General features: G+C 56.7%; 13 protein-coding genes and 3 tRNA genes. 4 read left to right on the plus strand and 12 right to left on the minus strand.

Annotated features, from left to right (window positions below; all coding sequences use genetic code 11):
- Positions 1–55: 55 nt before the first annotated feature.
- From ACJ8HB_RS01930 to uvrY, 6 genes are all read right to left on the minus strand, one after another.
- Positions 56–141: transfer RNA gene (locus tag ACJ8HB_RS01930), tRNA-Leu, on the minus strand.
- Positions 142–151: 10 nt separating this feature from the next.
- Positions 152–225, minus strand: a tRNA-Cys gene (locus ACJ8HB_RS01935).
- 674 nt (positions 226–899) lie between these two features.
- A tRNA-Gly gene (locus ACJ8HB_RS01940) sits at positions 900–975 on the minus strand.
- Between the two features lie 144 nt (positions 976–1119).
- Positions 1120–1668, minus strand: a complete 549-nt coding sequence (pgsA, locus tag ACJ8HB_RS01945) for a CDP-diacylglycerol--glycerol-3-phosphate 3-phosphatidyltransferase (RefSeq protein WP_033637960.1) — start codon at positions 1666–1668, stop codon at positions 1120–1122.
- Positions 1669–1726: 58 nt separating this feature from the next.
- Positions 1727–3559, minus strand: a complete 1833-nt coding sequence (gene uvrC / locus ACJ8HB_RS01950) for an excinuclease ABC subunit UvrC (protein WP_047568116.1) — start codon at positions 3557–3559, stop codon at positions 1727–1729.
- A complete protein-coding gene (uvrY, locus tag ACJ8HB_RS01955; protein ID WP_004927947.1) occupies positions 3552–4208 on the minus strand; it encodes a UvrY/SirA/GacA family response regulator transcription factor in 657 nt (218 codons plus the stop codon). Before uvrY ends, uvrC begins: the two co-directional genes overlap by 8 nt.
- Positions 4209–4911: 703 nt before the next feature.
- Here uvrY and ACJ8HB_RS01960 point away from each other — a divergent pair.
- Positions 4912–5136 (plus strand): DUF2594 family protein, encoded by a 225-nt coding sequence (locus ACJ8HB_RS01960; RefSeq protein WP_004927950.1) that lies wholly within the window; start codon positions 4912–4914, stop codon positions 5134–5136.
- Positions 5137–5257: 121 nt separating this feature from the next.
- Positions 5258–5599 carry a GlpM family protein gene (locus ACJ8HB_RS01965; RefSeq protein ID WP_033637958.1) on the plus strand — a complete coding sequence of 114 codons (342 nt, stop codon included), beginning with the start codon at positions 5258–5260 and terminating at the stop codon, positions 5597–5599.
- An 18-nt stretch (positions 5600–5617) separates the two neighbouring features.
- Here ACJ8HB_RS01965 and ACJ8HB_RS01970 read toward each other — a convergent pair whose 3' ends face one another.
- Together ACJ8HB_RS01970 and ACJ8HB_RS01975 are read right to left on the minus strand one after the other, a co-directional pair.
- On the minus strand, positions 5618–6049 hold the full coding sequence (locus ACJ8HB_RS01970) for a hypothetical protein (protein ID WP_047568120.1): 432 nt from the start codon (positions 6047–6049) through the stop codon (positions 5618–5620).
- A gap of 171 nt (positions 6050–6220) precedes the next feature.
- Positions 6221–6535, minus strand: a complete 315-nt coding sequence (locus ACJ8HB_RS01975; RefSeq protein ID WP_033637956.1) for a hypothetical protein — start codon at positions 6533–6535, stop codon at positions 6221–6223.
- A gap of 544 nt (positions 6536–7079) precedes the next feature.
- Between ACJ8HB_RS01975 and ACJ8HB_RS01980 the strand changes: the two genes are divergently transcribed.
- Positions 7080–7439: a hypothetical protein gene (locus tag ACJ8HB_RS01980; RefSeq protein WP_033646527.1), complete on the plus strand. Its 360-nt coding sequence runs from the start codon at positions 7080–7082 to the stop codon at positions 7437–7439.
- Between the two features lie 41 nt (positions 7440–7480).
- Here ACJ8HB_RS01980 and ACJ8HB_RS01985 read toward each other — a convergent pair whose 3' ends face one another.
- Genes ACJ8HB_RS01985 through ACJ8HB_RS02000 form a run of 4 tightly spaced genes read right to left on the minus strand, consistent with a single transcriptional unit; the run spans position 7481 to position 11070 of the window.
- Complete coding sequence (locus ACJ8HB_RS01985; RefSeq protein WP_033654188.1) at positions 7481–8749, minus strand: NAD(P)/FAD-dependent oxidoreductase; 1269 nt, start codon at positions 8747–8749, stop codon at positions 7481–7483.
- Positions 8742–9002, minus strand: coding sequence for a (2Fe-2S)-binding protein (locus ACJ8HB_RS01990; protein ID WP_033654189.1), 261 nt, complete (start codon positions 9000–9002; stop codon positions 8742–8744). Before ACJ8HB_RS01990 ends, ACJ8HB_RS01985 begins: the two co-directional genes overlap by 8 nt.
- Positions 8999–10123, minus strand: coding sequence for an NAD(P)/FAD-dependent oxidoreductase (locus ACJ8HB_RS01995; protein WP_047568123.1), 1125 nt, complete (start codon positions 10121–10123; stop codon positions 8999–9001). The genes ACJ8HB_RS01990 and ACJ8HB_RS01995 overlap by 4 nt, the downstream gene beginning before the upstream one ends.
- Positions 10123–11070 carry a 4-hydroxyproline epimerase gene (locus ACJ8HB_RS02000; protein WP_033654191.1) on the minus strand — a complete coding sequence of 316 codons (948 nt, stop codon included), beginning with the start codon at positions 11068–11070 and terminating at the stop codon, positions 10123–10125. Before ACJ8HB_RS02000 ends, ACJ8HB_RS01995 begins: the two co-directional genes overlap by 1 nt.
- Before the next feature lie 389 nt (positions 11071–11459).
- Here ACJ8HB_RS02000 and ACJ8HB_RS02005 point away from each other — a divergent pair, with 389 nt between their 5' ends.
- Positions 11460–12314, plus strand: coding sequence for an AraC family transcriptional regulator (locus ACJ8HB_RS02005; RefSeq protein WP_033637947.1), 855 nt, complete (start codon positions 11460–11462; stop codon positions 12312–12314).
- Positions 12315–12378 lie beyond the last annotated feature (64 nt).

Below are 12378 nucleotides of genomic sequence, written 5' to 3' on the forward strand. Positions count from 1 at the left end.
CGGCGGTCTACGACATTACTGCTTATTGCTTTGATTATTCGGTATTTTTGTTCCCTGGTACCCGGGGCGGGACTTGAACCCGCACAGCCATAAGCCGAGGGATTTTAAATCCCTTGTGTCTACCGATTTCACCACCCGGGCTCGGGAAAGTTGGAGGCGCGTTCCGGAGTCGAACCGGACTGGACGGATTTGCAATCCGCTACATAACCGCTTTGTTAACGCGCCTTTATTCTGTTTGCCTTTTCAGGCCAAAGCCGGTGATTCACCCACTTCGTTTTGTTCTTTTGATCGGCGACGTTGAAATCGCTTATCTTAATCATCTGATTCTTAAGTAATTTATTTCGTTACCGCCGAATCGATGGACTGCATTATGGACTAAACCCCCCACCTTGGCAACCCCCCGAAATAGCAAAAAGTTCTCTAACGCTTTCAACTGCTTATTTTGTGGGCGCACTGTTCACAATGCCAACGGAAAGGCAAGCGGAATGTTGATTTTATATGCATCGGTGCAGGGATTCACGGGCAAATCGGATCTTTTTTCTCAGCAGGAATCGCTTACCCGCGCCCTCTGCGGCTTTTCACTTGCTTATGGTGATGGGATATCAGGCATAACATTATCATGAATCTCCGGTGCCGCTGCCCCGAACGGCCAACGCAACTGCAAGGCTGGAGACTGACGTCAGATTGTACACCGTACGGCGCCCAATCAAATGTGCCTGATTGCTCCATGCAACGGATGCATCCTGGGGTATGAAAACGACAGCAGATATAGTGGCAATAATCGAGCTAGCAGGATGAAGAAGGGTTTCACCGGACGGTAAAGGAATAGAAAACGAAAAAGGGGCCGAAGCCCCTTTTCGCTTACCTACCGAATCACGGGGATTCAACAGGCTAATGTTTGGAGCGGGAAACGAGGCTCGAACTCGCGACCTCAACCTTGGCAAGGTTGCGCTCTACCAACTGAGCTATTCCCGCATTACCAGAACTGACTGATTTATTTGCTATCTTTCGGCAATTCATCGTTGTCGTCTGATGCGATGCATTCTACTTGCCTGACGTGATGAGTCAATAAAATTGTTGGCTCATCACGATCGTTTGCCGATTTTTGCAGCGTATCGATCACGGTTCCAGCAGATCGTTGCGCGCCGCTTTCAAATATTGGAACATCGACCAGAAAGTCAGCACCGCCGCGATATACAGCAAGCCAATCGCCACATACTCTACGGAGCGATCCGGCCGCCACAGCAAACCCACCAGCGACATCATCTGCGCCATGGTTTTCACTTTGCCGATCCAGGATACCGCCACGCTGCTGCGCTTGCCAATTTCCGCCATCCACTCGCGCAGCGACGAAATGATGATTTCACGGGCGATCATGGTGGCCGCCGGCAGCGTGATCCACCAGCTGTGGTAGTGCTCCGCCACCAGCACCAGCGCCACCGCCACCATCACTTTGTCCGCGACCGGATCCAAAAACGCCCCGAAGCGCGTCGTTTGTTTCCAGCGGCGTGCCAGAAAGCCGTCAAACCAGTCGGTGACGGCGGCGAACACAAAGATAACGGCGCAAACCATCGGAGCCCAGTTGAACGGCAGATAAAACGCCAGCACAAAGAATGGGATCAGAACTACGCGAAACAGGGTAAGCCAAGTCGGTATATTCAATTGCATAATGCTACGGTAACTATCTGGCTAGAGTGGAAATTAAGAGTATGTTGCTACATTGCCCTCAGTGTTTCAATGCATTGTAGATCTTTTCTGCCAATGCTTGTGAAATACCCGGCACTTTTGCAATTTCCTCCACGCTGGCGTTCAACAAAGGTTGCAGTCCGCCCATATACTTCAACAGCACCTGGCGCCGTTTCGGCCCTACGCCTTCAATCAGCTCCAATGCGCTGGTATTTCTGACTTTCGCCCTTCTCTGCCGGTGGCCGGTAATCGCATGATTGTGCGAATCGTCGCGGATGTGTTGGATCACATGCAGCGCCGGCGAATCCGGCGGCAGCGAAATCCCCTCGCCTTCCGGCACGAAGAACAACGTTTCCAATCCGGCCTTGCGATCGGCGCCTTTGGCGATGCCAATCAGCAGCGGCTTATTCTTGTCCCAGGTGACGTTCAGCGATTTGAAGACCTCGATCGCCATGCCGAGCTGCCCTTTACCGCCGTCGATAAAGATGACATCCGGGATCTTTTTCTCTTCCAGCGCCTTGCCGTAACGGCGCTTCAGCACCTGCGTCATCGCCGCGTAGTCATCGCCGGGGGTGATGCCGCTGATATTGTAGCGCCGATACTCCGCTCGCACCGGGCCGTTACCGTCGAACACCACGCACGAAGCCACGGTCTGTTCGCCCATAGTGTGGCTGATATCGAAGCACTCCATGCGGTTGATTTCAGTCAGGTTCAGCACCTTGGCCAATTCCGCCAGCCGCTGATGAATAGTCGACTGTTGCGAAAGCTTGGTGGTCAACGCCGTTGCCGCGTTGGTACGCGCCAGCTTCAGATAACGGGCGCGGTCGCCGCGCGGTTTGCTTTGAATTTGGATCTTGCGCCCCGCCAACTCGGAGAGCGACTCCGCGAGCAGGTCTTTTTCCGGCAGGCTGAAATCCAGCAGGATCTCACCGGGCAGCGTGCGCGCTTGGCTGCCCTGCAGATAGAACTGACCGACAAAGGTCTGCACCACTTCGCCCATATCCGTGCCGCCCGGCACTTTAGGGAAATAACTGCGGCTGCCCAGCACCTTGCCCTGACGGATGAACAGCACGTGCAGGCACGCCATACCGGCATCGAACGCCACGCCGATCACGTCCAGATCGTCGCTGTCGCCCGACACGAACTGCCGCTCGGTGACGCGGCGCACGGCCTGAATTTGATCGCGAATGCGCGCCGCCTCTTCGAAATTAAGCAGTTTGCTGGCTTCTTCCATACGCGCAATCAGCTGGTGCAATACCTGCTGATCTTTGCCCGAAAGAAACAGCCGTACATAGTCCACCTGCTGCCGGTATTCTTCTTCGCTCACCAGGCCGGCAACACAAGGCCCCAGACAGCGGCCGATCTGATACTGCAGGCACGGGCGCGACCGGTTGCGATATACGCTGTTTTCGCACTGGCGGATCGGGAACAGCTTCTGCAGCAGCGCCAGCGTTTCGCGTACGGCGTAAGAGTTGGGAAAAGGCCCGAAATATTCGCCCTTGGCGTGTTTGGCGCCGCGGTGCACCGCCAAACGGGGATGGGTATCCGCACTGAGAAAAATCAGTGGGTAAGATTTATCGTCTCGCAAAAGAACATTATATCGCGGTTGGTACAATTTAATGTAGTTATGTTCCAACAGCAGCGCTTCTGTTTCGGTATGGGTAACCGTTACGTCTATTTGCGCGATATTTTTAACCAGCGTCTCGGTTTTACGGCTGCTGACCTGCTGCCTAAAATAGCTGGCGAGACGCTTTTTCAGGTCTTTGGCTTTACCGACGTAGATCACCGTACCCGTGGCGTCGTACATACGGTAGACGCCGGGCTGGCTGGTGACGGTACTCAGGAAGGCTTTGGCATCAAAACGGTCATTCACTGCTTAACAACGTCTCCGCATTGAACAATCCATGTCGGATGGCCAGGTGAGTCAATTCGACGTCGCCGCTGATATTCAGTTTGCTGAACATGCGGTAACGGTAGCTGTTCACCGTTTTCGGGCTGAGACTCAGTTGCTCCGAGATCTCATTCACCTTTTTGCCTTTGGTGATCATCAACATGATCTGTAACTCGCGTTCAGACAGGCAGCTGAACGGCGTTTCAGCCTGCGGCTCCAGCTGACTCAGGGCCATCTGCTGGGCGATATCAGACGCGATATAGCGCTGCCCCGCATGCACGGAACGCAAGGCGTTAATCACTTCCTGCGGCGCGGCGCCCTTGCTCAGGTAACCGGCGGCACCCGCCTGCATCACCTTCGCGGGCAAAGGATTTTCAGTATGGATGGTCAACATGATGACTTTGACGTCGGGTGCATAACGCACAATCTTGCGCGTGGCTTCCAGCCCGCCAATGCCCGGCATATTCATGTCCATCAGCACGATATCGACAGCGTTGCCACGGCACCATTTTACGGCGTCTTCACCGCACTGAGCCTCACCGACAACTTTTATACCTTTGATATCTTCAAGAATGCGTCGTATCCCTGCGCGCACCAGTTCGTGGTCATCAACAAGAAGAACGCTAATCAAGGAAAAATCTCCAAAAAAAGGGAGTAACGCAATCGGCCTCTGTTTTCGCCAGAGATATTACTTGTTTTTCAGACAAGAATGAACACAGATTAATACATACTTTCGAATAACTTTGCGGAGCAGAGCTGATTTTTCAATTTTAGCCGTCTATGCCGCCGATAAATCGTCACGTTGGAAAAGATCGGACGACGAAAATAATTGCGCGGCGCTGCACCAAACACAGGATAGCGCGACAATCATGTTGCGCGTGAGAAATCTGTGTAAGCAATCGCGACATGCATAATATTAACACGGCCGTTGGCTGTTTGTAATCATTTGATATTTAAAGGCGTAACAAAATCCGCCGCCAACGTGGGTTTGGCAAGCCGCGTTCGAAACTATTATTCCCGGCAAACGCCGGTAAAATCGGTGTTCCCCGCCCAAATAATTATAATCCCCCCCATTGTTCAACAATAACGTGCCGGACAAATACTTGTTAACCACCTCGAAATAACTGGCCGACAGCGGATGATTCAGCATGGCAATGAGCGAACGTTGCCCACCCGCATGACCGGAGCAAGCCCGGTGCAGATGACGGACGCATGCTATGCTATACTCCGCGCCCAGTTAAATTCGCCGCTGCGCGCGGGGCAACGTTTAGCCCGCGCGCGGTGCGCCAAAGCAGCTTGTATCAGGCTACGGCCTCAAAAAATCAGGAGAGAAAATGAGCAACGTTGATTTCACTACGTCTGCAAACCCGGAAATCTTGGCGACCGAGGTTGCCTGCCTCAAAGCTACGCTGACGCTGATCTTGAAGTCGATCGGCCAGGCCGACGCCGGGAAAGTCATCATCAACATGGAACGTTTCATCGCCCAGATTGAAGATCCTACCCAGGCGGAAATCTTCAAGAACAGCATTCAGCAAATCAAGCACGCTTACCGTCAGTAAGCGTTGCGTCCCAGACCCGCACTTCTTGTGGGTCTGCTTTTCACCGCGCTACGCCACACCCCATTGATCTTGCACGTGCTTTCGGGCAGTGTGTTGACTTTCCCCCACACCCGAGACCGTTATGGCCATCCTTGTCAAAGCGCTGATCGGCGCGCTGGTCGTGGTTCTGATCGGCCTGTTGGCCAAAACGCGCAACTATTATATCGCCGGTTTAGTCCCGCTCTTTCCCACTTTCGCCCTGATTGCGCATTACATTGTCGGCAACGAGCGTTCCATTGCGGCGCTGAAAACCACGCTGATTTTTGGCATGTGGGCGGTGCTGCCTTACCTGGTGTATTTGATCTCGCTGTATTTCCTGATCAACAGTCTGCGGCTGTCGTTGGCTCTGGGGGCGGCGGTACTGTGCTGGATTGCAGCAGCGTGGCTACTCATTACGCTGTGGGGATGGTGGCAAGGGCGTTAACGCCCTTGCCAGGGCAGATTACGGTCGCCCCGCCTGTAAAACAAAGCCACGCTGCCGATCACCGGCGATACGCAGATAGCGGCTTTCACCGGCGCGCAGCGTCATCGGTATACTGCCGCCGGTCTCACGCCAAATACACAGGTGATTCTCGATCATATCTTGCCCGATACTGACCGAAACATTGCCTGGCGGCACGCGAAACTCTGCTTTTTCTTTCGCCTCCAGCGAAGCGGCAAACTCCCCATTCACATAGACGCCGGTGCGGCAGCTGCCCGCCAGCATTCCGCTGTCGCGCACCACCACCACCGTGGCGTAAGGCGTATCCGGGATATTCTGATAGAGCATCAGACGGCTTGGGGGGGGCAACTCAGCCTGTTGCGGCGGCACGGCTTGGGTCGCACATCCCGTCAACAGTGCAGAGGCAAATAACAACGCGGCGTAATGCTTCATCCTTGGCTCCTGAAGAAAATAATGCTTATCGTAACAAGAGAATAGCTGTCTCCAGTAGCATTCATACCGCAGAGACGAAAAAATCGGATAACTTCCCACTCCTCCCACGAACCTGCAGGGATAAGAAGATTCTGCATTAAAGCCATTGAAATAAAGGCGATTCTTGCAGATTTAAAACTTGATCATGCCACGTTGGATATCTGCAGCAAAAGCGCCACTGACGTAACTGAAACCATCCTGCGTGACGTAAACCCGGGTATGGCCGGTCTCTGATAACACCGCCACCATATATCCCAGGGCGATCATTTCATGAGACGGAACGTTCATCGGAGTTAGAAATCCGCGGCTACGGCACCACTGATAAAAGCGAGTTCGCCCATATCCCAACACGGAGCCAACATCGGAGAGGTGCTTAAAAGTATCATAATCCTCTGATGGTGCAGGTAAACCGTCATGACTTTCAGGCGTTTTCTTTATCCCTGACAAAATAAACTCCTTTTTTGTAGCTGTCGCGAACGGTTATCCTTCCTCTGAACTGAATTTAAAAAATCCAAAATTAAAATGCAAATGAATTCCCTGTAACTAAAAATTCTCTTCCGGATAAAATCCGAAAATAAAACCCCATTAAAAAAACAGAAATAAAAAAATAGGGTATTAATACCGAGAATTAAATTCTTGGCATGGGTAAATATCCTAAATAAAGATAATATTCAAACCAGCTAAGAATATACTTAGCCTGCATATTATTTCTCTACTCATAACGATGCAATGATGCTCGGATCCTTGCGGCAAAAAGAGAATGAATAAAACCAGCGCCACATCGACCTGCCCTCGCCATGAGGTCGCCGCTTCCTACAGACTTCACTCAATGCGCCACATCCTCTCTCAACGCGGCACTTCCTCAATCATACCTAAACAATAACCATTATCATTTCCAATTATTGCGCCAGTTTATTACACTGCCCTACCTCACCGGTTAGGAACATTCCTAGTCAGCGAGCCTCAGGATAGAGAAAGAGTTAGGGACACCATGAAGAATTGCCGTTGTTTGATTGCCTTACCGTTATTGATGTTGACCGCCTGCACCCAATGGGAAAGGCCCGGCGCGGTTGAGAGTACCCGAAATGCCGAATATGCCGAATGCCGCAGTCGCGGCTACGAACGTTTTCCGCCGGACATGGTGCGGGACGTGGAGTTCAGCTACGAAAACAAATACATTCCTTGCGAGAAAAATAAGAAAGACTGTCCATCGGGATACCGCTATGACAAGGAACCGTCGATTAAAACAGTGCAAACCGATCGCAATCAGTCCGCACGAGACGCCACCATCGAAGCCTGCATGTACGGCAAAGGCTGGCGAGAGAAAACCTACTATTGGCCGCAATGGTGATATAGCGGCGTTTGCAGGGTGCGGAATGCCCGCTAACCCATTCAGCCGTCGTCGTCATCGCCAAGCAGCCCCAGCGCAACCAACGTTTCCGCTCTGACCGGCGTTAAAGGCACACGCGGCGGCGGCAAAGGCCAGCCAAAAAGCTGCCTCGCCGCCGTCGCACAGACTTTACCCTGACATGCCCCCATGCCACAGCGGCTGCCCAGCTTGGCCGTGTGCCAATCCGGCTGATGACGCACCTGTTCCAGCATGACGTCTTCACAGCGGCACAGCAGCGTTTGTGGTTTGGCCAGCGAATCCAAGCGCTCATCGAGAGCGAAGGCACTGGCCGCCGCCGTGGCGAAACGCTGCCATCGCCGCCGCTGCGCCGCCAGGCGATCCGCCTTTTCCCGTTGCCCGGTGGCAGCATAACCGGCAATGGCGCCCTCGGTGAGCGCCAATTCACTGCCGCCGATGCCGGTACATTCCCCGGCAGCAAAAATTTGCACCTGGCTGGTTTGCTGCCAATGATCCACCGCTACGGCGTCGTGTTCTATCCGACACCCCAGCAGCATCGCCAACTCAATGTTCGCCACCAGACCAAAACCGCAGGCCAACCTGTCGCAGGCGATCGTTCTTTCCCGCCCGCCGTTATTGACGCGCACCGCGGTTAAACGCTCTTGCCCCAACGCCGCCTGCACCCGGCTACCGGCACGGTAACGATGCGGCATCAGAGAAAGCGCCTGACGCAGCTTGCCTGACCAACGCCACAGGCCGCCGGCGAACGCCGCCAACCGCCAAAGCGGCGCCTGCTCAGCCACCAGCACCACCTCGCCTCCGGCCTGTTTCACGCTGTTCGCCACCGCCAACAGCAGCGGCCCGCTGCCGGCTATCGCCACTCGTTCGCCGCGGATAGCCAGCCCCTGCTTGATTTGCGCCTGTAGACCACCAGCGCCGGTCACCCCCGGCAGCGTCCAGCCGGGGAACGGCAGCAGAAGTTCACGCGCGCCATTGCATAGAATCAGCTTTTGATAGCGAATCACGCCGCAGCCTTCGGCGTCTTCATATGCCAATCGGTTAGCGCCACACTGCGCCACCAGCTTGCAACCGGGCTGCAGCGCAATATTTTCCTTCGTCGCCACCGCCTGCCGATAGCGGTTCGCCGTTTCAGGCAAAACCACCTGTGGCCCATCGCGCCAAATTTGCCCGCCGGGATGCGGATTATCATCAATCATTCGCACCTGGCCACCGCTTTCCGCCGCGGCCAGCGCCGCCGCCATGCCGGCCGGCCCGGCACCGACGATCAGCACCTCACAGTCTAAGTTACTCATCATCGCTCCTCTCAATGCGCATGCCGGCTTGGCACAGCGTTTGGCACGCCAGGCGACGCAGACCGTTAATGTTCACCCGGCACTCCTGACAAACGCCCATGCCGCAAAAGGGAGCGCGCGGTTGATGTGAAACAGACAACCGACAACGCTCGTCGCCGCACAGGCTGAGCGCCGCAGCAACGCTGAGACCAACCGGCACCCGCCGGTGCTCGCCATCGATGCTCAACGTGATCGTGTTTTGTCTTTCATTCATACAGGCAGCTCCTCGGCGGCAAACGCCCGCGCCGCCAAATACGGGGAATCGTCAATCTCCGGCGTTTGCCGGCCGATCTGCGCAGCGATCAGCGCAGCGCTGCCGAGGGCGGTCGTGACGCCCAATCCCTCGTGCCCCAGTGCCAGCCACAGCCAGGAATGCCGTGGATGCGCGCCCAACAGCGGCAGCCCGTCGGCGGAGGCGGCGCGCAGCCCGGTCCAGCAGCGAATGATGTTCATCTGCGCCAGTGCGGGCAAGAAATGCTGCGCACGCGCAAGCATCGCCGCCAACAGCGGCATGTCCAACACCGAATCGACGGCGCCGAACTGGCGAGAAGAACCGATCAGCCATTGCCCGGTGGGCCGTGCCTGCACATTGAATGCCACCGACGTGCCGTCGCTGGCATGCGCGCTGGCCCCATACCCCAACTCCACCAGTTGATGCCGCACCCGCGGCGGGTAGCGATCGGTGATCGCCAGATGGCCCTTTTTGGCGTGCAGCAAAGTCTGCGACAATAGGCCATTGGCCCCAAGGCCGCACGCCAGGAGCACCACCGGCGCGGCCAGGCGTCTGCCGTCCGCCAGCCGCACGGCTCCCTCTTCCAGCGCTGCCGCTTCGCCGTGCACCACGTCGATTGCCGCACCACCGTCGGCCAACAGCCAGCGAGCCGCGAGCGGCGCATACAGAATGCCGTCGCCCGGCACCCGCAGTCCGCCGGCCAGGCCGTGCCGCAGCATCGGCTCCATGGCGGCGATCTGTTCCGCCGTCAGCAATTCCGCGGCCACGCCCTGCTCCGCCAGCCGCACCCGCTTTTGCTCGGCGATGGCCATTTCATCCGCTTTATCCGCCAGCCATAGCGTTCCGCAGCCGCGCCAGGCACACGCTTGCGGCATGCGTCCCGTCACTTCACGCCATAACCGCAGTGAATAAGCGCTCAACGCCAGCTCGGCCGGATTATCGTCCATGCACACCAGATGCCCCATGCCGGCGGCGGTGGCGCCGGCGCGGCGATCGTCCACCACCGAGACGCGATAGCCTTCCCGCGCCAACCGCCAGGCGCAGGCGGCGCCGATGATGCCGGCGCCGACCACGATGACATCGGCTCCCCGCTCGGCGCCCATCAGCGTATTCCCCAGACGAAGGGATCGCGTTCGTCGAGCAGCAGCTGGCTATCGGCGCACACGTAGGCCTGCCCGCGAATAAAGGGGGCGATGCGATCGCCGTTCCAACGATAATAGGCCTGGAATTCGCTGCCGATCACGCTGGCCTGCCGCCACTGCGTGTCCGGCGGCAGTTTGCCGTCCGCCGCCAGACACGCCAGTTTGGCGCTGGTGCCGGTGCCGCACGGGGAACGATCATAGGCTTTACCGGGGCACAGCACGAAGCTGCGGCTGTCGGCCTGCGGATCGTCACCGAACAGTTCGATATGGTCTATCGCTCCGCCGTCTTCACCGTGAATGCCCGCCTGTTCCAACGTCTGCCGCACCGCCCAGGTGAACGCGGTCAACGCCTCCAGATTTTGTTTATCGATGGACAACGGCGACTCGCCGATCAGGAAGAACCAGTTGCCGCCCCAGGCGATGTCACCGGTCACCGGCCCGTAACCCGCCACCTCAAGCCGCACCTGGCGGCGGTAACGATAAGCCGCCACGTTCTCTACCGTGACGCTGCCGTCCTCGTGCAGCGTGGCGTTTACCGGGCCGACCGGGGTTTCTATCAGATGGCGCCCGGCGTGGATGCGCCCCAGGTGCGCCAGCGAAGCGATCAGCCCGATAGTGCCGTGCCCGCACATGCCCAGATAGCCGCTGTTGTTAAAGAAGATCACCCCGGCGGTGGCCTGTGGCGAGCAGGGTCGGCACAGCAACGCCCCCACCAGCACGTCATTGCCGCGCGGTTCGAGCATCACCGCGCAGCGCCAATCATCATAATGTTGCGCGAAGCGCGCCCGCCGTTCCGCCATGCTGCCCGCGCCGAGATCGGGAAAACCTTCCACGATCAGGCGGGTCGGCTCTCCGCCGGTATGAGAATCGATCGCCCGCAAAGCGGTGATATGCGCAGAAAGTGCCATCGGCGTCTCCTGAGTTAATGAGATGTTACCAATAGCGTTAGCCTGAACGAATGTGGGCTTAACGGCTTGATGCGTTTCGGCGCGGCGAATGAAGAAATCAGCATAGTGACAAAAGTCAGGCCTGACGCGTTGCGGGCATGATATTAACGAATGCCATAACAATAACTTATTTATCATGGCGTTACTTTCATGCTAAATCTCCGCATGACGAGAAACGCCGCAGTTTTCAAGCAACCGCCACGCGCCGTCCGGCAAAAGTATGCGGCAATCCGCATATTTGGCAGGTGGCCGGAAATAGCGCTTGATTCGTTACAGAAAAGTTAATATTGATGCGAAGACATCAACCTGACCCGCCTGTTTTCCCGGCTAACGACCGAAAAGGGACTGCTATGAGATCCACTTCAGACTATCAGCCTCCGGTTTCTCTCTCGCCGCCTTCACTCGTGGGGCTGCCGGAGCAGGAGGACGTTTTTGCCGTCGAACATCTGTCACGCCTGTGCGACGGGCTGGCGCAGCAGCGCCCGAACAACCTGCGCGATCTGCTGAATACGCTGGCGCTGATCGCGCCGTTGCTGAACGCGATCCCCAACGTGGTGTTCTTTATCAAAGACGCCCAGGCCCGCTACCTGCTGGCCAACCTCACGCTGGCCAGGCGCTGCGGTTTCAAAACCGTCACGCCGCTGCTGGGCAAGACCTCCGCCGACGTTTTTCCCGCTCAGCTCGGATCCGGCTATACCGAACAGGATCTGCGGGTATTGCGCCACGGCGTGCTGATCCAGGATCAGCTGGAAATGCACCTGTACAATGGCCGAGAAACCGGCTGGTGCCTGACGCAAAAGCTGGCGCTGTATGATGCGCAGGGAAAAATCATCGGTATGGCGGGTATTTCTCACGATCTGCAGGAGGCCAGGGCCAATCACCCGGCCTACCAACGGCTGGCGGCGATCGACGTGCACATCCGCCGCCACTATGCCCGGCCGATCGCGCTTGAGGAGCTGACGGCACTGACCGGGTTGTCGGTGGCGCAGATCGAACGCTACTGCAAACGTATCTTCCACCTCACCCCGCGCCAGATGATCCATAAAGTGCGGCTGGAAAAGGCCACGGAACTGCTGGCCGGCGATCTGCCGATCACCGACATCGCGCTGCAGTGCGGCTACACCGATCACAGCGCCTTCAGCCGTCAGTTCAAAGCGATGACCGGCTCCACGCCGCGCGATTTCCGCCTGACGCTTTCCGCTTAACGCGCTGATTTATCTGGTTACCCCCCTCTTTTCACGGTGCGCCGGCGCCCGAATTTTTCACGCC

This window comes from Serratia sp. CY27727 (assembly GCF_052169275.1).
Classification (GTDB): domain Bacteria; phylum Pseudomonadota; class Gammaproteobacteria; order Enterobacterales; family Enterobacteriaceae; genus Serratia; species Serratia sarumanii.